22 protein-coding genes are annotated in these 21,672 nt (G+C 61.1%); 12 read left to right on the top strand and 10 right to left on the bottom strand.

All coding sequences use genetic code 11. From position 1 onward, the window contains the following. Nucleotides 1-70: 70 nt before the first annotated feature. Complete coding sequence (locus Q0859_RS04220; protein WP_299147886.1) at nt 71-769, bottom strand: B12-binding domain-containing protein; 699 nt, start codon at nt 767-769, stop codon at nt 71-73. Nucleotides 770-978: 209 nt separating this feature from the next. On the opposite strand from Q0859_RS04220, the gene Q0859_RS04215 reads away from it, so the two are divergent. Next, complete coding sequence (locus Q0859_RS04215; protein WP_299148899.1) at nt 979-2,055, top strand: PA0069 family radical SAM protein; 1,077 nt, start codon at nt 979-981, stop codon at nt 2,053-2,055. Here the strand turns inward: Q0859_RS04215 and bmt are convergent. The 3 genes from bmt to Q0859_RS04200 form a co-directional block, all read right to left on the bottom strand. Next, nucleotides 2,052-3,065, bottom strand: coding sequence for a betaine--homocysteine S-methyltransferase (gene bmt, locus Q0859_RS04210; RefSeq protein WP_299147883.1), 1,014 nt, complete (start codon nt 3,063-3,065; stop codon nt 2,052-2,054). The genes Q0859_RS04215 and bmt overlap by 4 nt on opposite strands. Before the next feature lie 35 nt (nt 3,066-3,100). Beyond that, a complete protein-coding gene (locus Q0859_RS04205; protein WP_299147880.1) occupies nt 3,101-4,978 on the bottom strand; it encodes a phosphatidylglycerol lysyltransferase domain-containing protein in 1,878 nt (625 codons plus the stop codon). 170 nt (nt 4,979-5,148) lie between these two features. Beyond that, nucleotides 5,149-5,466: a DUF1476 domain-containing protein gene (locus tag Q0859_RS04200; protein ID WP_299147876.1), complete on the bottom strand. Its 318-nt coding sequence runs from the start codon at nt 5,464-5,466 to the stop codon at nt 5,149-5,151. Between the two features lie 155 nt (nt 5,467-5,621). Between Q0859_RS04200 and purC the strand changes: the two genes are divergently transcribed. The 6 genes from purC to Q0859_RS04170 all read left to right on the top strand — a co-directional run bounded on the left by purC (nt 5,622) and on the right by Q0859_RS04170 (nt 13,630). After that, nucleotides 5,622-6,383, top strand: coding sequence for a phosphoribosylaminoimidazolesuccinocarboxamide synthase (gene purC, locus Q0859_RS04195; RefSeq protein ID WP_299147872.1), 762 nt, complete (start codon nt 5,622-5,624; stop codon nt 6,381-6,383). Between the two features lie 42 nt (nt 6,384-6,425). After that, a complete protein-coding gene (gene purS, locus Q0859_RS04190; protein WP_299147869.1) occupies nt 6,426-6,656 on the top strand; it encodes a phosphoribosylformylglycinamidine synthase subunit PurS in 231 nt (76 codons plus the stop codon). Next, on the top strand, nt 6,653-7,321 hold the full coding sequence (purQ, locus tag Q0859_RS04185; RefSeq protein WP_299147866.1) for a phosphoribosylformylglycinamidine synthase subunit PurQ: 669 nt from the start codon (nt 6,653-6,655) through the stop codon (nt 7,319-7,321). Before purS ends, purQ begins: the two co-directional genes overlap by 4 nt. A gap of 37 nt (nt 7,322-7,358) precedes the next feature. Beyond that, on the top strand, nt 7,359-9,152 hold the full coding sequence (locus tag Q0859_RS04180; RefSeq protein ID WP_299147863.1) for an ATP-binding protein: 1,794 nt from the start codon (nt 7,359-7,361) through the stop codon (nt 9,150-9,152). A 6-nt stretch (nt 9,153-9,158) separates the two neighbouring features. Further along, nucleotides 9,159-10,493, top strand: coding sequence for a sigma-54 dependent transcriptional regulator (locus tag Q0859_RS04175; RefSeq protein ID WP_299147860.1), 1,335 nt, complete (start codon nt 9,159-9,161; stop codon nt 10,491-10,493). A gap of 542 nt (nt 10,494-11,035) precedes the next feature. Beyond that, the gene (locus tag Q0859_RS04170) at nt 11,036-13,630 is read left to right on the top strand and encodes a ribonuclease E/G (protein WP_299147858.1); all 2,595 of its coding nucleotides are present in this window, start codon (nt 11,036-11,038) and stop codon (nt 13,628-13,630) included. A gap of 46 nt (nt 13,631-13,676) precedes the next feature. Here Q0859_RS04170 and Q0859_RS04165 read toward each other — a convergent pair whose 3' ends face one another. Continuing rightward, a complete protein-coding gene (locus Q0859_RS04165) occupies nt 13,677-13,904 on the bottom strand; it encodes a sulfurtransferase TusA family protein (protein ID WP_299148897.1) in 228 nt (75 codons plus the stop codon). 92 nt (nt 13,905-13,996) lie between these two features. Here Q0859_RS04165 and Q0859_RS04160 point away from each other — a divergent pair, with 92 nt between their 5' ends. The 4 genes from Q0859_RS04160 to Q0859_RS04145 all read left to right on the top strand — a co-directional run bounded on the left by Q0859_RS04160 (nt 13,997) and on the right by Q0859_RS04145 (nt 18,345). Next, nucleotides 13,997-14,749, top strand: a complete 753-nt coding sequence (locus Q0859_RS04160) for a cytochrome c biogenesis protein CcdA (RefSeq protein WP_299147855.1) — start codon at nt 13,997-13,999, stop codon at nt 14,747-14,749. A gap of 60 nt (nt 14,750-14,809) precedes the next feature. Next, complete coding sequence (locus Q0859_RS04155; protein WP_299147851.1) at nt 14,810-16,030, top strand: hypothetical protein; 1,221 nt, start codon at nt 14,810-14,812, stop codon at nt 16,028-16,030. Then, nucleotides 16,027-17,373 (top strand): cytochrome P450, encoded by a 1,347-nt coding sequence (locus Q0859_RS04150; protein WP_299147849.1) that lies wholly within the window; start codon nt 16,027-16,029, stop codon nt 17,371-17,373. Before Q0859_RS04155 ends, Q0859_RS04150 begins: the two co-directional genes overlap by 4 nt. Before the next feature lie 78 nt (nt 17,374-17,451). Continuing rightward, nucleotides 17,452-18,345: a fructose bisphosphate aldolase gene (locus Q0859_RS04145; RefSeq protein WP_299147845.1), complete on the top strand. Its 894-nt coding sequence runs from the start codon at nt 17,452-17,454 to the stop codon at nt 18,343-18,345. Here the strand turns inward: Q0859_RS04145 and Q0859_RS04140 are convergent. From Q0859_RS04140 to fumC, 4 genes are all read right to left on the bottom strand, one after another. Continuing rightward, the gene (locus Q0859_RS04140) at nt 18,334-18,561 is read right to left on the bottom strand and encodes a ribbon-helix-helix domain-containing protein (RefSeq protein WP_299147842.1); all 228 of its coding nucleotides are present in this window, start codon (nt 18,559-18,561) and stop codon (nt 18,334-18,336) included. The genes Q0859_RS04145 and Q0859_RS04140 overlap by 12 nt on opposite strands. Continuing rightward, nucleotides 18,558-18,719, bottom strand: a complete 162-nt coding sequence (locus tag Q0859_RS04135; RefSeq protein ID WP_299147839.1) for a hypothetical protein — start codon at nt 18,717-18,719, stop codon at nt 18,558-18,560. The genes Q0859_RS04140 and Q0859_RS04135 overlap by 4 nt, the downstream gene beginning before the upstream one ends. Before the next feature lie 102 nt (nt 18,720-18,821). Then, on the bottom strand, nt 18,822-18,974 hold the full coding sequence (locus Q0859_RS04130) for a DUF4169 family protein (RefSeq protein WP_299147837.1): 153 nt from the start codon (nt 18,972-18,974) through the stop codon (nt 18,822-18,824). A 7-nt stretch (nt 18,975-18,981) separates the two neighbouring features. Beyond that, nucleotides 18,982-20,373, bottom strand: coding sequence for a class II fumarate hydratase (fumC, locus tag Q0859_RS04125; protein ID WP_299147835.1), 1,392 nt, complete (start codon nt 20,371-20,373; stop codon nt 18,982-18,984). 181 nt (nt 20,374-20,554) lie between these two features. Between fumC and Q0859_RS04120 the strand changes: the two genes are divergently transcribed. After that, on the top strand, nt 20,555-21,124 hold the full coding sequence (locus Q0859_RS04120) for a hypothetical protein (RefSeq protein WP_299147833.1): 570 nt from the start codon (nt 20,555-20,557) through the stop codon (nt 21,122-21,124). A 3-nt stretch (nt 21,125-21,127) separates the two neighbouring features. Here the strand turns inward: Q0859_RS04120 and Q0859_RS04115 are convergent, their stop codons facing one another. Beyond that, complete coding sequence (locus tag Q0859_RS04115) at nt 21,128-21,631, bottom strand: ClpXP protease specificity-enhancing factor SspB (protein WP_299147831.1); 504 nt, start codon at nt 21,629-21,631, stop codon at nt 21,128-21,130. Between the last annotated feature and the right edge of the window lie 41 nt (nt 21,632-21,672).

Here is a 21,672-nt window from a genome sequence, read left to right as displayed (position 1 = left end):
CTGTCCCAAAGAAAAAGGGCCCGCGCTGTGATCAGCTCGGGCCCTGTCATATCATGCGACCCCGCGCCCGTCAGGCCGTGACTTGATTGTGCTTGCGGGCCATGAAGTCCTTGGCCGTTTCAACAGCCACGGCCGCATCCCGGCAATAGGCATCCGCACCGATGGCTTTGCCAAACTCTTCATTCAGTGGCGCGCCGCCCACCAGCACGATATAGTCGTCGCGAATGCCCTGTTCGACCATCGTGTCGATCACGACCTTCATATAGGGCATCGTTGTGGTCAGCAGCGCGGACATGCCCAGAATGTCGGGGCCTTCGGATTCGATGGCACCCAGATAGTTTTCGACCGGGTTGTTGATGCCCAGATCGACCACTTCGAAACCCGCACCTTCCATCATCATGCCGACAAGGTTCTTGCCGATGTCATGGATGTCGCCTTTGACGGTGCCGATGACCATCTTGCCAACGCGGGGTGCTCCGGTTTCGGCCAATAGGGGCTTGAGGATGGCCATACCGCCCTTCATTGCGTTGGCCGCCAGCAGTACCTCGGGCACGAACAGGATGCCATCGCGGAAATCAGCGCCCACGATGGTCATGCCGCCCACGAGGGCCTTGGTCAGAATGTCATAGGGCTGCCATTTGCGTTCGAGCAGGATGTTGACCCCTTCCTCGATCTCTTCCTTGAGACCGTCGTAAAGGTCGTCAAACATCTGCTGCACAAGTTCCTCGTCATCGAGGTCCGCGAGGATGATTTCGTCTTCGTCTGACATGGGCATTCCTTGATCGTCAGGTGCACGCACCCGGGGGCCTATGGGGGAGGTTATCGTCCAATATGTCGCAAGGGCACTGTCCGAATTGCGACATGGACAACGCCGTGCGCGACGCGCAGGGGTACTTTTCCACGACGCCCATGGCGGTGGGTCCCCTGATTTCGAACTCTTTTCTGGTGTATGTTCCTGTTGTGTTCTATTGTGGCTGCATGGGTGCAGATTTGCAGACGGCACGGCCAAAAGGGCGCGGCGCGGTGACCAACGCGGTCAGCCGTTATGACGCGTTGACCCGGCACATCGAGCCCGATGGCTGGGACCGGGACGAAGGGCTGCCGACATTGCGCACCGAGGTCAGTCTTGAGCGACCCCGCAGCCTCATCAGTTACAACCGCTCGCCCGATTTGCCGTTTGATCGGTCGATCAATCCCTATCGTGGCTGCGAACATGGGTGTGTCTATTGCTTTGCCCGACCCAGCCACGCGTATCTGGGCCTGTCGCCGGGGCTTGATTTCGAAACCCGGCTGATTGCCCGTCCCGATGCCCCGGATGTGTTGCGCGCAGAATTGGGGCGCAAGGGTTACAAGGTTGCGCCATTGGCCATCGGGACCAACACGGACCCCTATCAACCCATTGAGAAAGAACACGAAATCATGCGTCGCTGCCTTGAGGTTCTGGAAGAGTGCGGCCACCCCGTTGCGATCGTGACGAAAGGCGCGCTGATTGAACGCGACATTGATATTCTGGCCCGTATGGCGCGGCGCGGGCTGATACGGGTCGGTATTTCGGTAACCACGCTCGACCCGGTTTTGTCCCGCGCGATGGAGCCGCGCGCGCCTGCACCAGCCCGGCGTCTGACCACGATCCGGCGTCTGGCCCAGGCGGGCATTCCGGTGCGCATCATGGCCTCGCCCATGGTGCCCGCGCTCAGCGATCCCGAGCTTGAGGCGATCCTGGCGGCAGGCAAGGACGCAGGTGCACGCACGGCCAGTTGGATCATGCTGCGGCTGCCGCGTGAGGTGTCGCCGCTCTGGCAGGAATGGCTGGCTGTCACATACCCGGACCGGGCCCCACGCATCATGGCGCGCCTGCGCGAAATGCACGGCGGCAAGGAATATGACGCGGCCTGGGGGCGGCGCATGCGCGGGGAGGGGCCATATGCTGAGATCGTTGCGCATCGCTTTGCCGTTGCCATCAAGCGTTTGGGATTAAAGGAGAAAGGCCGACCGATGCGGTGTGACCTGTTTCGCCCGCCGCGCCCTGATAGTGACCAGTTGGAGTTGTTTTAGGCCGCACGCCGCCCGCGTCGTTTGCGCACGGGTGTGTCGCCGTCGCCCGTGCCGTCATTGGCCGAGGAAAACGCACCAAGAGCGGCAACGATTGCCTCCAACGTCGGTGACGATTGGCGCGGTCGGGTGTCGAGGGCCGTGCGCATATGGCGCAAATGCTCGGGCGTGGTACCACAGCACCCGCCGATGATGCTGGCCCCGCAATCGCGCGCCAGCACCGCATAGTCGGCCATCAATTCGGGTGTGCCATCATAATGGATGTGCCCGTCGTGATATTTCGGGATGCCCGCGTTGCCCTTGGCGATCAGCGGCAGTTCGGTGCCGGTCGCCGCAAAGCCCAAGACGGTGCGCAACAGGTCGGATGCGCCGGTGCCGCAGTTGGCCCCAAAGGCCGCAGGCGGATTGTCGAGGCCCGCCACAAGGGCGGCCATGTTCGTGCTGGTTACGCCCATCATGGTGCGCCCGGCGGTGTCAAAGCTCATCGTGCCGACCCATGGCAGGCCCGCCAGCGCAAACCCTTCGGCGGCGGCGCTGTATTCCTCGGGGGCCGATATCGTTTCGAGCCAGCCGATATCTGCACCACCCGCCTTCAGGCCCGCGGCGGTTTCGTGAAACATCTCGACCGCATTGGCATGGGTAAGCTCGCCCACGGGTTCCATGATCTCGCCGGTCGGCCCGACCGAGCCTGCGACGATCACCTTGTGCCCGGCGGCGTCGGCCACATTGCGCGCCAGTTCGGCAGAGATCTTGCTGAGTTCAAAGGCGCGATGCCCGGCATCGTGCAATTTCAGCCGCGACGCATTGGCCCCGAACGAGTTGGTCAGAAAGACGTCACTGCCCGCATCCACTGCCCCTTTGTAAAGCGCGGTGATCTTGTCGGGCTCTTCCTCATTCCACATTTCAGGCGCATCACCCGACATCAGGCCCATCGCAAACAGGTTGGTTCCCGTCGCCCCGTCGGCCAGCAACGTGCCCTTTTCAACGAGCAGTTCGGTCAATGGGTTGCTCATGGCGGTCTCCTCGCGCGCGTGTTTTATTCTGTGTCTCACGCGGCAGTTTTTGAGGCCAGTTCATAATTCTCATCATTAACATGAGGTGCGCTTGTATCCAGGCGTGGCAATGGTGGTGGTTTGTGCACGGCGCGGGTGATGTCGGCCAACCCGAATGCAAGGGCGCGCCAGCTGCGCGCGGCGGCATAACGCGGGACCCATCGCGGCGCGAAGCTGGACTTGAACTGACGCAATCCCGGCCCGCCCGCACGTGCAGAAAGCTGTTGCGCCGCCCATCGCCAGAGGGTGCTGGCCGGATCGGGGCAGGCGGGGGTTGCGGCCAGACAGAATTGGGTCGCACCTGCGTGTCGGGCATGGATGATGGCGGCATGCACCAGCGCGTGCATAGTGCCGTCCGGTGCCGTTTGGTCATGGCGCATGAGGTCAAGGCACCATTCGGTTTCTGACCGGTGCGCGGTCACAAAGGCGACCAATGTGCCCGCCGCATAGGCGCAACCAACCCATTGATCCTGAACGTAGTCTTCAGCGAACCGCCCCATGCTGCCGCCGCGTGCGATCCCATGGGTATGTTGCCAAGCGGTATCTATCCGCGCCATTGCCCCAAGGGGCAGCGGTGCCCCGCTGCCCACCAGAACCCCGGCCTTGTCCGCCGCGCGCAGTTTGCGCCGCAGCGTGCGCCTTGTCGGCAGGGACGGGGTGTAGCTGGCCGTGTCGATTACCGCGTCATCTGCGATATGAAGCACGCGCCAGCCGGATGCGCGTGCCACCTGCGCCAGTCGCGGCCCGCATTTGTAGATCATGGGCACGTGCCCCATCTGCTGCGCCCCTGTGCGCAGGTGCATCAGCGCGGCATTGCTTGATCCGGCCACGGGATCACTGAACAGTGTCAGCGTCTGCCCCGTGGGCCAAAGTGCGAGCACGCTTGATCCCCATCGTGCGATCTGACCGCCATTTTGCAGGACCACACCCGCTTCGCTGCGCGGGGCCTTGTGGTGTGCGACCGGCGGAAGCGGTTGGCGATCAGCGGTCCGGCAGGGGCGCAAGAGTGCGAGCGCAGCAAGACCCGCAGGCAGCGCATAATAGATCAGGCGATAACCCAGAATGGCCGCCAAGACCGGGGCAGGATCGTCAAGGGGCAGGGCAGCAACCAGGACCAGTTCGAACGGTCCGACACCGCCGGGGGTGTTTGAAATCAGCCCACAACCCAATGCGATCAGAAACAAGGGAAAGAAGGTGGCAAAAGGAAGTGTTCCCACGGGCAGCAGCACAAACAGCGCGCCCGCCGCAAATGCGGTGTCAAGCAGCGACCAGCCAAGAATGGCGCGCGCTTTCAACAGGTTGGGCAGGGGCAAGGCGCGCCCGAATACACGGATATGAGGCCACCAGACCAGCAATGCGATCAAGACAGGCACCGCCGCGCTCACCATGACGGCAGGCCAGAACGTCCACGCCGGGGCGGGTAGGATCAGGCAGGCCAGTGCCGTGATCACCATCCATGCGCTCACGAATGTCAGAGAGACGAAGGCCGACAGGCTCAGCGCTGCCGGGAACGACAGGTCCGGCAGCATGCGCCAGCGCGCAACGGCACCCGTCAGCAATCCAAATCCGAGCGTCTGGCCAAGGGCGATTCCTGCGGCCCCCGACACACGCGCATCGCGGGGTGCGATTCCGGTCTTGAGCGCGGTATGGGCCACGGCGTCATATTGGGCGACGGCCCAGAAACTGCCTGCTGTCATCAGCGCGGCCAACGCCCATTTTGCCCCTGCGATGCCCGCCAGTTGGTGCGGCAGGCTGAGCACGATATCGGGGGACACCTTCTGGGACAACGCAAACAGACATCCCGCCAGAATGATGACTGGCAGCCCCGCGCGCGCGGCGACCTTGAGTGATGATGACAGTAAAATGGCGCGCATCGCACACCCTCCCGATCCCGCAAATACCCTGTATCAGGGGTAAGGGATGAAGGTGCGCCAAAGATTAAGGCGCGAGACGCGAATGCAAACAATCAAAATAAAAACGCGCAGGAAAACGGGTGGGCTGCGCGTTCTGTTTTACTTCAAGATTGGCTTGGAGATGTTTGAAATCAGTCGGTTTCACTGAGGATCTGTGCTTTGGCCTGACCCATCAGTTCGGCCATCTTGGCACGGATCGTGGCCTCGTCCGCCTTGTCACCCAGATCGCCCGACACCTTGCGGTAGACGTCTTCGTGCCCGGCTTCCTCGAAATCGGATTTCACGACTTCGCGGGCGTATTCCGCGGCCTCATCGCCGGTTTTACCCAAGAGCTCCGCAGCCCACAGACCCAGCAACTTGTTGCGTCGTGCATCAGCCTTGAACTGCATTTCGGCGTCATGCGCATATTTCGATTCGAATGCGTTTTCACGGTCGTCAAAGCTGCTCATCTGTCAAAGCCCTCGTGTTAATGTGGTGTTATATCAAGATATGCGAAGACACAGGTCCGTGCGCAACCCCTTTGCTTGCGGCATTTCACCCGATTGCTTATGAGAGCGCAACGGCGGGCCGCATCCAGGCGCACGCCAGAGCCGAGAGGACGCCCATGGCGCGACGCAAGAAGATTTACGAAGGCAAAGCCAAGATCCTGTATGAAGGCCCCGAGCCCGGTACGATTGTGCAGTATTTCAAGGATGACGCGACCGCTTTCAACGCCCAGAAAAAGGACGTCATCGAAGGCAAGGGGGTGCTGAACAACCGCCTGAGCGAATATTTTATGACCGGCCTCGCCCAGATCGGCGTGCCGACCCACTTTATGAAGCGGTTGAACATGCGCGAACAGCTGGTGCGGTCCTGTGAGATCGTGCCGCTCGAAGTGATCGTGCGCAACTATGCGGCCGGGACGATGAGCCAGCGCCTTGGCATCGAAGAGGGCACGCAATTGCCCCGGCCCATTGTCGAATACTGCTACAAGGACGACTCCCTTGGTGACCCGCTTGTCACCGAGGAACATATCGCCGCCTTTGGCTGGGCCAGCCAGCAGGACATGGACGATATCCTGAGCCTCGCGCTGCGCGTCAACGACTTTCTGTCGGGCGTCATGCTGGCCGTCGGCATTCGTCTGGTGGACTTCAAGATCGAGGTGGGCCGCGTTTATGACGGGGATTTCCAGCGTCTGATCGTCGCCGACGAGATCAGCCCGGACAGCTGCCGGTTATGGGACATCGAGACGGGCCAGAAGCTCGACAAGGATGTGTTCCGCCGCGATCTGGGCAATCTGGCGGACGCCTATACCGAGGTGGCCCGTCGCCTGGGCGTGCTGCCCAAGACATCGACCCCGATCACCAAACCGACGCTGATCAATTGATCCGTTTTTTTTGAGTATTTTTGGAACAATGAAAGGCGAGGCATGAAAGTGACCGTACATGTGATGCTGAAAACCGGCGTGCTGGACCCACAAGGCGAGGCGGTGCGCCACGCGCTTGGTGCGTTGGGCTTTGACGGTGTGAACGGCGTCCGGCAAGGCAAGGTGATCGAGCTGGATCTGGCCGAGGGCACATCTGAGGCGGATGTGGAGGCGATGTGCGAGCGTCTGCTCGCCAACACGGTCATCGAAAGCTACCGGGTGGACATGCCATGAAGGCGGCCGTCGTCGTTTTTCCCGGATCGAACTGTGATCGCGATCTTGCGGTGGCTTTCAAGGCGGCGGGCGCCGAGGTCGAGATGGTCTGGCACAAGGACACCGACCTGCCTGCGGGTGTTGATATCGTGGGCGTGCCCGGCGGCTTTTCCTTTGGCGACTACCTGCGTTGCGGGGCCATTGCGGCCAACTCCCCGATCTGCCGGGCCGTCAAGGCCCATGCGGATCGCGGTGGCTATGTCCTGGGGGTGTGCAACGGCTTTCAGGTGTTGACCGAAACAGGTGTGCTGCCCGGCGCATTGTTGCGCAACGCGGGCCTCAAATACATCTGCAAAACCGTGCGTCTGCGGGTCGAGACGGAGATGTCGGATTATCTGCACGGTTACGGTGAAGGTGATGAGATCGACATTCCGATTGCGCACCATGATGGCAACTATTTCGCGGACAAAGAGACGCTGAGCCGCCTGCGCGGCGGGGATCAGATCGCGTTCACCTATGTGGACAACCCCAACGGGTCCTGTGACGACATCGCGGGTATCCTGTCGGAAAACAGACGGGTCCTTGGGATGATGCCCCATCCCGAGCGGGCGGCGGATTTGGGCCATGGTGGCACGGATGGACAAGCGTTGTTTCGCGCAGTGGCGGGGCAGTTAACGGCTGCGTGACTTGATGCGGGTGACGTATGGGCAGTAGTCTCGGCGAATGGCAGTGACCCGACCAGCACCCAACCCCAATCCCAACCCCGACCCGCGTGCGCGTGCGACAAGTTGGCGGGTGCGCCTGGCGCTTGGTCTGTTGACCGTGGCGGCTGTGGCCACGGTGTATTTTACCAACCGCCTTTTGACCGACCGCTTTACCGAGACGACGCGCAACCGCGCCGAGTTGCGGCTGGCGCTGTATTCCGGCAACCTGCTGAGCGAATTGCGCCAAAATGCGATTGTGCCCCAGTTGCTGGCCCGCGACCCCACCTTGATTGGTGCACTGAATTCGGCGGATTATCAGCAGTCCACCCAACGCCTGATTTCATTTGTCGAGGAAATCGGGGCCGCCAACCTGATCCTGCTGGACAGTGACGGGCGCGCCGTGGCGGCCACCGACCGCAATCGCCTTGGCTCCAATCACCGGATGGAGCACTATTTTATCGACGCTTTCCGCGCCACCGGCACCATCTTTACCTTAGCAGAACGCGAAGCGGGCGGGTTCGCCTTTACCTATTCGCGGCGCATCACGGCGGGCAACGAAGTGCTGGGGGTGATCGCGGTCGAGGTCGATCTGCAAAAATTCGAACGCGCCTGGTCGGATATTTCGGCGGCCGTTCTTGTGACCGACAGCACCGGTGAGATCATCCTTGCGACCGAACCCCGCTGGCGGGGCCGCTCCGAGGAAGAGGCGCTGGCCCGCCAAACCCCACAAAGCGCGATTGAACGCGCCATTCGCGCCACCGCCGACTGGACCGCGCTGCCGCCCGACGCCTACCTGCAAGGCGAAGGCGTGATGCGTCTTGAAACCCGCATACCGTTTCGCGGCTGGCGCATGGCCTCGTTCACCACCTACGCTTCGGTCCGGGAACGGGTGAACGGGGTGCTCGCGCTCGAAATCATGGGATTCGCGATCCTGCTTGCGCTGTCGTTTTATGCGCTCAGCCGCCGCTCGGCCTTGCGCATGGCGCTGTTTGCGCGCGAGTCGGCAGAGCTTCGCCATCTGAACGTGCAGTTGCAGCGGGAAATTGCCGAACGCAAACGGGTGCAGGAAGACCTCGCCGTTGCCGAACAAACCCTTGAACAGTCATCCAAACTTGCGGCTCTTGGCGAGATGTCGGCGGCCGTCAGTCACGAGTTGAACCAGCCCCTTGCCGCGATGAAAACTTATCTGGCGGGCGCGCGTTTGTTGCTGCGCCGCAATCGCCCGGACGAGGCCCTTGTCAGCTTTGGGCGCATTGATGATCTGATCGAACGGATGGGGGCCATCACGCGCCAGCTGAAGTCTTATGCGCGCAAAGGTCAGGACGTGTTCAGCCCTGTAAACATGGGCGATGCGCTGGCTTCGAGCCTGTCGATGATGGAACCGCAATTGCGCCAGCGCCGGGTGCTGATCAACCGCATGGTCCCCCCTGAACCCATCGAAGTTCTGGGGGACCGGATGCGCATCGAACAGGTGATGGTAAACCTCTTGCGCAACGCCATTGACGCCACCAAATCAGAGAAAGAACCAAAGGTGGATATCATCCTTTCGGCGGGGGAAACCGCGACCCTTACGGTGCGCGATAATGGCCCCGGCATTGTTGATCTGGATGCGCTGTTTGAGCCATTTTACACCACCAAGCAGCCCGGCGACGGGGTTGGCTTGGGCCTTGCCATCTCGTCCGGCATTGTGAACGATTTGGGCGGACGGTTGACCGCACGCAATGGACAGGCTGGCGGGGCCGTTTTCGAGATGCAGTTGCCCATCCTTGATGAGGATGCGGACCATGACAAGAAAATCGCAGCGGCGGAGTAGATCAAAATGACCCAAGCCATGAAAATCGCCATCGTCGATGACGAGCAGGACATGCGCCAATCCATCAGCCAGTGGCTGGCGCTGTCGGGCTATGACACCGAAACCTTTGCCAGCGCCGAAGATGCGCTCAAGGTCCTTGGCCCCGAATATCCCGGTATCGTGATTTCGGACATCAAGATGCCCGGCATGGATGGGATGCAGTTTTTGAAAAAGCTGATGGGCAATGACTCGGCGCTGCCTGTCATAATGATCACGGGCCATGGCGATGTGCCCATGGCGGTCGAGGCGATGCGTGTGGGTGCCTTCGATTTCCTTGAAAAGCCCTTTAACCCGGATCGGATGTCCGAGTTGGCCAAGAAGGCCACCGGCGCGCGTCGTCTGACCATGGACAACCGTGTACTGCGCCGCGAATTGTCCGATGGCGGCCAGTTGATGAAAAAGCTGATCGGGCAGAGCCCGGTAATGGAGCGGTTGCGCGAGGATATCCTCGACCTTGGCCAGGCAGACGGTCATGTGCTGATCGACGGCGAAACCGGCACCGGCAAAACCCTTGTGGCCCATGCGCTGCATGCGGTGGGCAGCCGTGCGGGCAAGAAATTCGTGCTGGTGAGCTGTTCGGCCTGGGAAGAAGATGCGCTGGCCAAGCGCCTCTTTGGCCCGATGTTGCCTGAAGATGCCCAATTGCCCGCGATCGAAGAGGCGCGGGGGGGCACGCTTGTCCTCGAAGATATCGAGGCGCTGAGCGAAACCCTGCAAGCGCGCCTTCTGTCGGTGATCAACGAGCAGGGCACGCCCGCCGAAACCCGCATCGTGGGCATCTGCAACATGCAGGAGGCCGGCAAGACCTGCGAAGACGCGCTGCGCCCCGATCTGTTCTATCGTCTCGCTGCCCTCAAAATCACCGTACCGCCCTTGCGCCAGCGCGGCGAGGATATCCTGACGCTGTTTACCCGGCTCGGGGATCAGTTTGCCGATGAATATGGCTGCGACGCGCCCAAGGTCTCCGCCCAGGAGGCCGCGCAGCTGTTGCAGGCCCCATGGCCGGGCAACGTGCGCCAGTTGATCAACATCGCCGAACGCGCAGTGCTGCAATCGCGGCGCGGCACCGGATCCATCGCGTCCTTGCTGATGAACGATCACGAGGAAATGCAGCCCGTGATGACCACCGAGGGCAAGCCGCTGAAAGAGTATGTCGAGGCGTTCGAGCGGATGCTGATCGACAACACGATGCGGCGCCACAAGGGGTCCATTGCGTCCGTAATGGACGAGTTGTGCCTGCCCCGCCGGACCCTGAACGAGAAGATGGCGAAATACGGGCTGCAACGCTCGGACTATCTCTAAGGTCTCTCGATATGAAGACAGCTAAGGGTGCGCATCCTGCGCGCCCTTTTTCGCGCGTTGAGGATCGAGGTGCCGGACATCAGTGGCGCGGCGCGCCCATCCTTTGGGCGCAAGATGTGGCGATCGGGCGCTTCGATGAGCCGTCGCGCATTTGGCCATTGTATTTGCACCACCATTCCTCTTATCTAAGAGGGAAGGGACCTCGACGCGCATTCGCGTCGCCCTTGTTGAGTTTCGCTGTATGGACCTGCCGGGCGGCATGACCCCCCCGAAAAGTTCGACAGACCGATTGGGCCTCGCAAGAGGCCACGAGATGCTGACGCAGGTGAAAGCCTGGCGCAGCTTATGAACGGATACGCCGCCCCAAGGGGCGAGTCGTGTCGGAGAAGAACCGCGATGACGCGCGTGAGGACATTAAACATCCCAGCAGAAGGCCCCTTGGGTCAGGCCTGCCGCGTGTCACAGATCGCTTTAACAAGACACCCCCGATCCACGCTGGCACCCCCGGGTGACCGGCTGGCATGCGGGTGCAATGGACTTTTATGCCAAAGAAAATGCTTATCGATGCCACCCACGCGGAAGAGACCCGCGTCGTGGTGGTTGACGGAAACAAGGTCGAGGAGTTTGACTTTGAATCCGAAAACAAACGCCAGCTTGCCGGCAACATCTATCTCGCAAAAGTAACACGGGTCGAACCTTCGCTTCAGGCGGCCTTTGTGGACTATGGTGGCAACCGCCACGGCTTCCTTGCGTTCTCGGAAATCCATCCCGACTATTATCAGATCCCGGTCGCTGACCGCGAGGCGCTTATGGAAGAAGAACGCGCCTATGTTGAGGCACAGCGCGCCCGCGACGAGGCCGAGGAAAAGCCGAAACCCAAACGGTCGCGCCGCTCCAAGGCGGCCAAGGCCAAGAATGACGATCCCACGACCTCGACCGAGGTGGAGGGCATGGAGACCATCGACCTTGAGGCCGACGTGCCCGAGGACGAGGCGGCCTCGCCCATGGAAACCGTCGCCGAAACGCCCGTGGAAACGCCTGCCGCGGACGAGACGGACGACGAGGATCACAACACGGACGACGATGATGATCCCAAAGCGGCCGATGCCACATCCAAGGATGACAGCATCGAGTCGGTGGCCGACGAGGACGACACGGATGACATCCGCCCCGTGCGCAAGCCGCGCCCCAAACGCTACAAGATCCAGGAAGTCGTCAAGGTCCGCCAGATCCTGCTGGTGCAGGTCGTCAAGGAAGAACGTGGCAACAAGGGCGCGGCCCTGACCACGTATCTGTCGCTGGCCGGTCGCTATTGCGTGCTGATGCCCAACACCGCACGCGGTGGCGGTATTTCCCGCAAGATCACCAATGCGGCCGACCGCAAGAAGCTCAAGGAGATCGCAAACGAAATCGACGTACCGCAAGGCGCGGGCCTGATCGTGCGCACCGCCGGGGCCCAACGCACCAAGGCCGAGATCAAGCGCGACTATGAATACCTGCAACGCCTTTGGGAACAGATCCGCGAGCTGACGTTGAAATCCATCGCGCCCGCCAAGATCTATGAGGAAGGCGACCTCATCAAACGCTCGATCCGCGACCTTTATAACCGCGAGATCGACGAGGTGTTTGTCGAAGGCGAGCGCGGTTATCGCACCGCCAAGGACTTTATGAAAATGATCATGCCGTCCCACGCCAAGAACGTGAAACGGTATGAGGAAACCCTGCCGCTGTTCGCCCGCTATCAGGTCGAAACCTATCTGGGCGGCATGTTTAATCCGACCGTGCAGCTGAAATCGGGTGGCTATATCGTGATCGGCATCACCGAGGCGCTTGTGGCCATCGACGTGAACTCCGGCCGCTCGACCAAGGAAGGCTCGATTGAGGAAACCGCCCTCAAGACCAACCTTGAGGCCGCCGAAGAGGTAGCGCGCCAATTGCGTCTGCGTGACCTTGCGGGCCTGATCGTCATCGACTTCATCGACATGGACGAACGGCGCAATAACACCGCTGTCGAAAAGCGGATGAAGGACAAGCTGAAAACCGACCGCGCGCGCATTCAGGTGGGCCGTATCTCGGGCTTTGGCCTGATGGAGATGTCGCGCCAGCGTCTGCGCCCTGGCATGATCGAGGCCACCACACAGCCCTGCGCGGCCTGTCACGGCACCGGCCTGATCCGCTCGGACGACAACCTTGCCCTGTCCATCTTGCGCCAGATCGAAGAGGAAGGCACGCGCCGCCGCTCACGCGAGGTGTTGGTCAAATGCCCTGTCGGCATCGCCAACTTCCTGATGAACCAGAAACGCGAGCACATTGCGCAGATTGAAGGCCGCTATGGCCTGTCGGTCCGCATCGAGGGTGAACCACATCTGGTCAGCCCGGATTTCTCGGTCGAAAAGTTCAAGACCGCAACGCGGGTTGTGAAACCTGCGGCGGCGCATGTCGTTTCTGTCGACACCTCGCTGATGGATCAGATCGACGAGGACGAGGCAGACGCAGATGTGGATGCCAGCGAAGCGCCTGAGGCGTCCTCGACCAAATCGGACTCCAACGGGGGCCATCACAATGGCGAAGACGGCGAAGGCAAACCCAAACGCCGTCGTCGTCGGCGGCGGCGGGGTCGTGGCAAATCCTCCGGGGATGAGCAGAACGGCGATGCTCACAACGCCGAAGGTGGAGCCAATGAGACATCCGAGCCAGAGGCCGTACCAGAACCTGCCGCTGAGCAGGTCGAGGTCACAGATGGCGATGCCGAGGTAAAGAAAACGCCCAAGCGCACCCGTCGCAAATCTACGACAACAGCGCCTGAGACCGCCAAAGAGGATGCACCCGCCGCTGAGGTGGACGCGGCGGCATCGGCTGACGCAGCCCCTGAGACCGCCGGGGAAGAGGCCCCGAAGCCGAAACCCCGCCGTTCACGCAAAAAAGCGGCTGTTGCCCCCGAAGCAGCGGCAGAGGCGGAGACGGAGACCAAGGCCGAACCGGCCCCCGAACCCGAAGTTGCCGCGGCAGCGCCAGAGGCAGAAGCGGCAGCACCAACGCCTGAACCCGTCGCAGCCAAAGCCGTGGCCGCAGAGCCCGCTGCCCCCGAAGCGCCACCCAAGCCAAAGAAACGCGGCTGGTGGTCGCTTGGTAAGTAAGCCGGACAGCTAGAGAGACAAAAGGGCGTGCCACAGCGGCGCGCCCTTACTTTTTGCGGATCACGTAGGTCTGGACGAGGCCCTCAAGATCGCTGGACACCAATATATGCCCGGCCTCTGCACAGAAATGTGGCACGTCCACCACGGCTGCCGGATCATCGGCCTGCATGGTCAATGCCTCACCCGGTGCCAGGGCCATCAGCCGCTTGCGCGCCTTGAGGACGGGCAGGGGACACAGCAGCCCCGTTGCATCAAGTGTGTGCGGATCATCCATGTCTTTCAAATAGGGGCGATGTTTCAGGCTGTCCACAGACATGTGACCGAACGGCCCGTGACCTGCGCCCCCGCACAGGTTAGGTGCAACGTATGTTTGGAATTGATATCATCGACGCAAGTCTGATCCCTGCGATGAGTGTTGCGCTGCTTGCAGGCATCCTGAGCTTTCTCAGCCCCTGCGTGCTGCCGATTGTGCCGCCGTATCTGGCCTATATGTCCGGCCTCAGTGTTGGTGAGATGTCGGATGATCGCACGCAGCGCAACCGTGTCACGATTACGGCGCTTTTCTTTGTGCTGGGCCTGTCGACCGTCTTTCTGATCCTCGGTTTCACCGCATCGGTCTTTGCGCAATATTTCCTGCAAAATCAGGTGCTTTTCGCGCAGATTTCAGGGGCAGTCATCATGGTCTTTGGCCTGCATTTTCTGGGCGTCTTCCGTATCCCGTTTCTGGATCGCGAGGCGCGTATGGATGCAGGCGACCGGGGTGGTTCGGCCTTTGGGGCCTATATCCTTGGGCTGGCCTTTGCCTTTGGCTGGACCCCTTGCATCGGCCCGCAGTTGGGGGCCATTCTGACACTTGCAGCTTCCGAGGCGTCTGTCGCCCGCGGCACGGTTCTGCTGGGCATCTACGCGCTTGGGCTTGGCATTCCATTTCTGCTTGCGGCGATGTTTATGAGCCGGGCCATGGGTCTGATGAACCGCCTCAAGCGGCACATGGTGCTGATCGAGCGGGTCATGGGCGGGCTGTTGTTGTTGGTCGGGGCGGCGATGCTGTTTGGTCTGTTCACCCGCTTTTCATTCTGGCTGCTTGAACAGTTCCCCGCATTGGCCACTCTGGGCTAGGCGCAACGCCTTACTTTGGCCCAACAAACCCGCTAGACTGCGCCAAAATCAGGTGCAGTTATGAGCAGTTCGCATCCCCCAAAAGTAAGCCGTCGCCGGGTGTTCTACATCCCCGGCTATGACCCGATTCATCCTCGCCGCTACCGCGAGCTTTATCGCAAGGAAGGTGCTGCGCAGGCAGCGATTTCTGGCTATGAGATCGCGCTGAAACCGGGGGCAGGCGGGGATCACTACGGTTGGCAGGTGGACGCGCGGATTGACGGCACAGATACTCACGCCGATATTGAGGTGCTGGTCTGGTCCGACATTGTGCGCGACAGTATGGACGCCTCAATCCCCGGCACTTACCTGCAATTGCTGCGCACCGCGTGGACCTATATCGCCACCGGCGCGCTGTGGCGGTTGATGCGGCTGCGCAAGGGGCCGGTGATCGCCGCCCTTTATCCGGTGGGGATGTTGCTGGGGCAGTTGCTGCTTGCGCTCGGGCTCTGGTGGGCGCTGTTCCGGGTCGGAGGTCTCGCCGGACCTACTGGCACATCAGGCGGGGCCGCAGTGGGCGGGGTTGTGTTTGTGGCATTACTGCGCTGGTTCAAGGCCAAGGACGGCAAATTTTTCGCCTATTACCTGATGCATGACTACGCCTATTCGGCCGCCTCGCGTGGCGCGAACCCACCCGCGCTTGAGGCGCGGATGGCTGAGTTTCAGGCCAGCGTTGACGCTGCCCTGAATACGGATGCCGACGAGGTGCTGGTGGTTGGCCATTCCTCGGGCGCGCATCTGGCCGTGTCGATCCTTGCCGATCTGATCCGCGCCGGAAAGGTCGCCCCGGACGGCCCCGCATTGGGGTTCCTGTCGCTTGGCCAGGTTGTCCCGATGGTGTCATTCCTGCCCGACGCACACCGCTTGCGCGCGGACCTGCAATACCTTTCGACCCAAGAGGCACTGACATGGGTCGATGTGACAGCGCCGGGCGACGGCTGCGCCTTTGCGTTGTGCGATCCGGTGGCGGTCTCGGGCGTGGCACCGACGGCCAAACGCTGGCCGCTGGTCTTTTCAGCCGCCTTCACCCAGACCCTCAGCCCCGCGCGGTGGAAGGCGCTGCGCTGGCGGTTTTTCAGGCTGCATTTCCAGTATATGTGCGCCTTTGATCGCCCCAAGGATTATGACTATTTCCAGATCACGGCGGGGCCGATGACGCTTGGCGCGCGCTATGCAGATCGCCCGGCCTCCAAGTCGCGGATTGATCATGCGGTGTCCAAATACACGTCCGTGGCCGCATGATCCCGCCCAAACCCGCCAGCCGTCCCGACCGCGTCTCGCTTTGGCGCTATATGCAGCTTTTTCGGCGCGATATCCTGTCGGCGCAGCCTGCGCGTCTTTATCGGGCCTGGATGGCTGAGTTTCGCACGCCGTTTTTTCGCAGCTATCTGATGAACCAGCCGGAACTGGTGAAAACCGTGCTCAGGGATCGCCCGGACGATTTCCCCAAATCGGATCGGATCGGCGAGGGGTTGCGCCCTTTGCTGGGCAATTCCGTCTTTCTGACCAATGGGGACACATGGAAACGACAGCGGCGCATCATTGACCCGGCCTTTGAGGGGGGGCGACTGCGCGAGACGTTTGAGGCGATGTGGGACGCCTCCGAAGCGGCTGCTCAACGGCTCCCAGAGGGTGTCACGGAGATCGAGGAACAGACCAGCCACGCCGCTGCCGATGTGATCTTTCGCACGTTGTTTTCGATCCCGATCGAGAATGATCTGGCCAGCGCCGTGTTCCACGAATTTCGCGCCTACCAACGCAGCCAGCCGATCCTGAACCTTGCAGCCTTTGTGCCGCTGCCCGGATGGATGCCCCGCCTGTTTCGCCGCGACACCCGCGCAAGTGCGGCGCGGATCCGCGACCTGATCACGCAACTGGTCGAGCAGCGCGCGGATCAGATCGTGCAAGGCGTCGCACCGGATGATCTGGCGACCAAGATTATGACGACTGTCGATCCCGAAACGGGCGATACGTTCTCGGCCGAGGAAATGGTGGATCAGGTCGCGATCTTTTTCCTTGCGGGCCACGAAACAAGCGCGTCGGCGCTGGCTTGGGCGCTTTATCTGCTCGCGCTTTATCCCGACTGGCAGGCGAGGGTCGCCGCAGAGGCACAGGCGCTTGAGCGGTGCGATTTCGCGGTCATGTCCAAATTGCCGATCACCCGTGATGTGTTTCGCGAGACGCTGCGGCTTTATCCTCCGGTGCCGATGATGGTGCGCGAGGCGAGCTGTCCCGAGCGGTTTCGCGACCGCGATGTGCGCAAAGGCAGCCAGTTGGTCCTTAGTCCGTGGCACCTGCATCGCCACACACGGCTGTGGGACAGGCCCGATGATTTTGATCCCGCCCGCTGGCACACCGAGAATGGCAAGGCCTGTCAGCGCGACGCTTATATCCCGTTTTCCGCCGGGGCGCGGGTGTGCACGGGTGCGGGCTTTGCCATGGTCGAGGGGCCGCTGATTCTCGCGCGTCTGCTGCGCGATACAGAGGTTTCAGTGATGCCTGAGCGCGTTCCAGTGCCTGTTGCGCACCTCACCGTGCGCGCCAAGGACGGCATATGGCTGAATTTGCGCAAACGGGAGCGCTAACATCGCCGTCACGGGATTAACCGCGCCCGCAGAATGGGTTAGGGCTGATATATCAGAAACTTGACGCCGGAGACGATCATGCCCGATTTTGCCAGAATGCGCGACCAGATGGAAAATGGGGCAGGCTTTATTGCGGCTTTGGACCAGTCGGGTGGTTCAACGCCCAAGGCGCTTGCACTTTATGGGGTGGATGCCGCCGAATATGATGGCGAAGAGGCGATGTTTGCCGAAATCCAACGGATGCGGGCCCGGATCATCTCATCCCCCGACTTTACCAGCCAAAAGGTCATCGGTGCGATCCTGTTTGAAAAGACGCTCTCTGAACAGATCGGCGGGCAGGCGGTGCCCGCCTATCTGTGGGACAAACGCGGCGTTGTGCCCTTCCTCAAGATCGACAAGGGGCTGATGGACGAAAGCAATGATGTGCAGGTCCTGAAACCCATTCCGGGGCTGGCTGACACGCTGGCTGCGGCCCGTGAGACGGGGATTTTTGGGACCAAGGAACGCTCGGTCGTGCATGGTGCCAATGCCGCCGGGATCGAGGCCATCGTCGCCAATCAGTTCGAGGTGGCCCATGCGGTGATGGAGGCGGGCATGGTGCCGATCGTCGAGCCCGAGGTGAATATCAACTCCGCCACCAAAGCCGAAGCCGAGGCGATGTTGGCAGACGCCCTGATGCGCCACGCCGCGCAATTGGGCGAGGGGCAGAACATCATGCTGAAACTGACACTACCCGAACAACCGGGGCTTTATGATGCGCTGGCGGATCATCCGCGTGTGATGCGGGTCGTGGCCTTGTCGGGGGGCTATTCGACGCAGGATGCCAGTGCGCGCCTGTCCCAGAACCACAAGATGATTGCAAGTTTCAGCCGCGCCCTCACCGAGGGGTTGCAGCGCGATATGGACGAAGACGGGTTTCGCGCGGCCCTTGGCGGCAATATCGACCAGATTTACCGTGCTTCAATCGCCTGAGCAGTCCTTGTACCACGCCAGCACATAGACACGGATCGCCGAGGCGAGGCCGACTTCTGCTTCGCGTGATGCATCAATGTCGCTGGCCAATGCGTTGATTGGAATGGATTGTGCGGCGGCGATATCGCGGAAGGCCGTCCAGAATTCAGGTTCCAGCGAAACGCTGGTACGGTGCCCTTTCAGGGTCAATGAGTGTTTTTGGGGCCGTATGCTCAATGCTCGGCCCAGAACCGGCGCGCGGGATCCAGCGCCCCAATCCGTTCATAGGTGTTCAACAGGCGCGCAAGGGCCCCTGTATTGGCGTGAATGTAGCGCCGGGCGCGCCGCAATGCGCGGGCGCGACGTCGTGCGGCATAATCAATCTCGTGGTCCATAATGACACCTGTTCGTCGTAATCAGCGCCAAATATGGTCGCCCATTGTGGCTATTCGATGCCATCATCTGATCCGTTCGGGGGCGTTTGCAGGGCTTTGCCGTTAAAAATGCGCGCCACGCGGGAGTTTTCGCCTTTGGCGCGCATTTTTCTGGTCTTTGGTCAGCCCAAACCGCACCGCATTCGCCTGCGCCTTTGCAGCAGTGCGGGCGCGGGCCTTGCGGGCTTTGTTCAGGTTGATGGGCTGATCGCTCATGGGCGGCTCACTTGGGTCCAATCATGTTTTCGGGGCGGACCACGCGGTTGAAGGTCTCTTCATCCACGAAGCCCAGGGCAATCGCCTCTTGCAGCAGGGTGGTGCCGTTCTTGTGCGCAGTCTTGGCGACCTTGGTGGCATTGTCATAGCCGATTTCGGGCGCAAGGGCCGTGACCAGCATGAGCGACTCGCGCATCAACTTGTCGATGCGCACCTCGTCGGCCTGCAAGCCAACCACCAGATTGTCGGTAAAGGCGGACGCCGCATCGCCCAGCAACTGCATGGATTGCAACACGTTATAGGCCATCATGGGCTTGTAGACGTTCAGCTCGAAATGCCCTTGCGAGCCTGCAAAGCCTACAGCCGCATCATTGCCCATGACATGCGCGCACACCTGGGTCAGCGCCTCGCATTGGGTCGGGTTCACCTTGCCGGGCATGATGGACGAGCCGGGCTCGTTTTCGGGCAAAACCAATTCACCCAGCCCACAGCGTGGGCCGGAGCCGAGCAGGCGGATGTCGTTGGCGATCTTGAACAGCGACGCAGCAACCGTCTTCAGCGCGCCTGATATTTCGACCATGGCGTCGTGGGCGGCCAGGGCCTCGAACTTGTTGGGCGCGGTGACAAAGGGCAGGTCGGTGATGTCAGCCATATGGGCCGCGACCGCCTCGGCCCAGCCCACTTGGGTGTTCAGACCCGTGCCCACAGCCGTGCCACCCTGGGCCAGCTCGTAAATGCGGCCAAGCGCGTCGTTCACGCGCTGAATGCCCATCGCAACCTGATGGGTGTAGCCGGAAAACTCCTGACTGAGCGTCAGGGGTGTTGCGTCCTGTGTGTGCGTGCGCCCGATCTTGATGATGCCGTCAAAGGCCTCAACCTTGGCCTGCAAGGCGGCATGCAGCTTTTCCAGCCCCGGCAGCAGCACGTCACGCGCGGTCATCGCGGTCGAGATGTGCATGGCCGTGGGAAAGGTGTCGTTGGATGACTGGCCCATATTGCAATGGTCATTGGGGTGCACAGGGTCTTTGGAACCGATCACGCCGCCCAGAATCTCGATGGCGCGGTTGGCGATGACCTCGTTGGCATTCATGTTGGACTGGGTGCCCGACCCGGTCTGCCACACGACCAGCGGGAAATTGTCGTCGAACTTGCCCGCAACCACTTCGCCGGCGGCTTCGATGATGGCATCCGCAAGGCGACCGTCCAGCGTGCCCTGGGCCTTGTTCTGCATCGCGCAGGCTTTCTTGATCACGCCAAGGGCACGCACGATGGGCAGGGGTTGTTTTTCCCAGCCAATCGGGAAATTCATAATCGAGCGTTGGGTTTGGGCACCCCAGTATTTATCGGCCGGAACCTCAAGCGGTCCAAAGCTGTCGGATTCGGTGCGGGTGTCGGCCATGGGCGGCTCCTTGCTGGTATGTTCACGCCTGTAGCATGTACCGAGGGTGACGTGTGTAAACAAGCACAGCACCGACTTGCTGCGCTGCGGGCACATGGATGTGATGCAAAACACGTGTAAGTTAACGATTGAGCACCTATATTGAGCCAAGAAAGATGCGCGCAATCAAGGAAGTCAGCACATGAATACCACCCGCACAGCCACATGGTCGGTTTCGCGCCCCATGATCGGGGCCTTGATGGCGCTGAGTGTCGCACTGCTTTTGCTTGCGGGGCAGGCGCGGGCCGAGTTGGATGCCTTTTATGGCAGCTATGCGGGATCAGCCGACGTGATGGCGCTGGATGGCAGCAAAATCCCGCGCGACATGAGTGTTGTGATCTCGGGCACAAAGACCGGATTTCAGGTGCAATGGACCTCAGTGACCTACCGCTCTGATGGGCGCACCACCGAGAAATCCTATACCATCGACTTTGTCCCGAGCGACCGCGAGGCCGTCTATGCCGCTGCCCAGAAAAAGAACGTATTCGGGCATGAGGTGCAGCTTGATCCGATGAAGGGCGAACCCTATGTCTGGGCGCGCGTTTCAAGGCAGACACTGACAGTGTACTCGTTGTTTGTTGGTGCGGATGGGGGCTACAGCCTGCAACAATACGACCGGACCCTGACCGAAGGCGGGCTGCAATTGCGCTTTCAGACCATTCGGGACGGAGCCATTCAACGCGCGGTCGAGACGTTTTTGACCAAAAGCTAGGCGTTACTTGCGAAAACTGTCGAGTGAGACCACTTCGGCGTCCTTGGCCGTTTCCGCACCTTTGGTGTCGGCATCCACCTCCTTTGGGGCAGATGTCGCATGGCTTGGCATGATCTCGGGCGGTGCGGTGACTGCGGCATCCTCGCCCTCCTCGTCCTGAGACTCAAAGCGCAGCCCGAATTCCACCGACGGATCGACAAACGTCTTGATCGCGTCGTAAGGAATATAAAGCGGCTCGGGGGCATCGCCAAAGTTCAGCGTGACCGCAAACCCTTCGACACCCACGTCCAGCTTGTCATACCAGTGCTGCATCACGACCGTCATCTCACCGGGGTAGCGATCACTCAGCCAGTCCGCCAGTTCGGCATCCGGGTGGCTGGTGTCAAAGGTGATGAAAAAGTGGTGCGAACCGGGCAGCCCATTGTCAGCCACGTCCAGCAATACCTTGCGAATGAGACCACGCATGGCCTCATGCATCAGGTTGCCGTAATCAATGCTCCGGCTCATGGCGCTCCTCATGGGTTACATCGCCACCATATCCCAATTTA

It is taken from the genome of uncultured Tateyamaria sp. (genome assembly GCF_947497045.1).
Classification (GTDB): Bacteria; Pseudomonadota; Alphaproteobacteria; order Rhodobacterales; family Rhodobacteraceae; genus Tateyamaria.
Note: the sequence above shows the minus strand (reverse complement) of the source record. Positions and strands in the feature narration are given on the sequence as shown.

What these genes read in the sequence shown, in the direction of transcription:
- Q0859_RS04145 (WP_299147845.1), top strand. Translation starts at nt 17,452, where the DNA reads ATGCCCGATTTTGCCAGAATGCGCGACCAGATGGAAAATGGGGCAGGC.
- Q0859_RS04135 (WP_299147839.1), bottom strand. Translation starts at nt 18,719, where the DNA reads ATGGACCACGAGATTGATTATGCCGCACGACGTCGCGCCCGCGCATTG.
- Q0859_RS04150 (WP_299147849.1), top strand. Translation starts at nt 16,027, where the DNA reads ATGATCCCGCCCAAACCCGCCAGCCGTCCCGACCGCGTCTCGCTTTGG.
- purQ (WP_299147866.1), top strand. Translation starts at nt 6,653, where the DNA reads ATGAAGGCGGCCGTCGTCGTTTTTCCCGGATCGAACTGTGATCGCGAT.
- Q0859_RS04180 (WP_299147863.1), top strand. Translation starts at nt 7,359, where the DNA reads ATGGCAGTGACCCGACCAGCACCCAACCCCAATCCCAACCCCGACCCG.
- Q0859_RS04205 (WP_299147880.1), bottom strand. Translation starts at nt 4,978, where the DNA reads ATGCGCGCCATTTTACTGTCATCATCACTCAAGGTCGCCGCGCGCGCG.
- bmt (WP_299147883.1), bottom strand. Translation starts at nt 3,065, where the DNA reads ATGAGCAACCCATTGACCGAACTGCTCGTTGAAAAGGGCACGTTGCTG.
- Q0859_RS04155 (WP_299147851.1), top strand. Translation starts at nt 14,810, where the DNA reads ATGAGCAGTTCGCATCCCCCAAAAGTAAGCCGTCGCCGGGTGTTCTAC.
- Q0859_RS04115 (WP_299147831.1), bottom strand. Translation starts at nt 21,631, where the DNA reads ATGAGCCGGAGCATTGATTACGGCAACCTGATGCATGAGGCCATGCGT.
- Q0859_RS04130 (WP_299147837.1), bottom strand. Translation starts at nt 18,974, where the DNA reads ATGAGCGATCAGCCCATCAACCTGAACAAAGCCCGCAAGGCCCGCGCC.
- Q0859_RS04170 (WP_299147858.1), top strand. Translation starts at nt 11,036, where the DNA reads ATGCCAAAGAAAATGCTTATCGATGCCACCCACGCGGAAGAGACCCGC.
- Q0859_RS04220 (WP_299147886.1), bottom strand. Translation starts at nt 769, where the DNA reads ATGTCAGACGAAGACGAAATCATCCTCGCGGACCTCGATGACGAGGAA.
- purS (WP_299147869.1), top strand. Translation starts at nt 6,426, where the DNA reads ATGAAAGTGACCGTACATGTGATGCTGAAAACCGGCGTGCTGGACCCA.
- Q0859_RS04165 (WP_299148897.1), bottom strand. Translation starts at nt 13,904, where the DNA reads ATGGATGATCCGCACACACTTGATGCAACGGGGCTGCTGTGTCCCCTG.
- Q0859_RS04215 (WP_299148899.1), top strand. Translation starts at nt 979, where the DNA reads ATGGGTGCAGATTTGCAGACGGCACGGCCAAAAGGGCGCGGCGCGGTG.
- Q0859_RS04160 (WP_299147855.1), top strand. Translation starts at nt 13,997, where the DNA reads ATGTTTGGAATTGATATCATCGACGCAAGTCTGATCCCTGCGATGAGT.
- Q0859_RS04175 (WP_299147860.1), top strand. Translation starts at nt 9,159, where the DNA reads ATGACCCAAGCCATGAAAATCGCCATCGTCGATGACGAGCAGGACATG.
- fumC (WP_299147835.1), bottom strand. Translation starts at nt 20,373, where the DNA reads ATGGCCGACACCCGCACCGAATCCGACAGCTTTGGACCGCTTGAGGTT.
- purC (WP_299147872.1), top strand. Translation starts at nt 5,622, where the DNA reads ATGGCGCGACGCAAGAAGATTTACGAAGGCAAAGCCAAGATCCTGTAT.
- Q0859_RS04200 (WP_299147876.1), bottom strand. Translation starts at nt 5,466, where the DNA reads ATGAGCAGCTTTGACGACCGTGAAAACGCATTCGAATCGAAATATGCG.
- Q0859_RS04120 (WP_299147833.1), top strand. Translation starts at nt 20,555, where the DNA reads ATGAATACCACCCGCACAGCCACATGGTCGGTTTCGCGCCCCATGATC.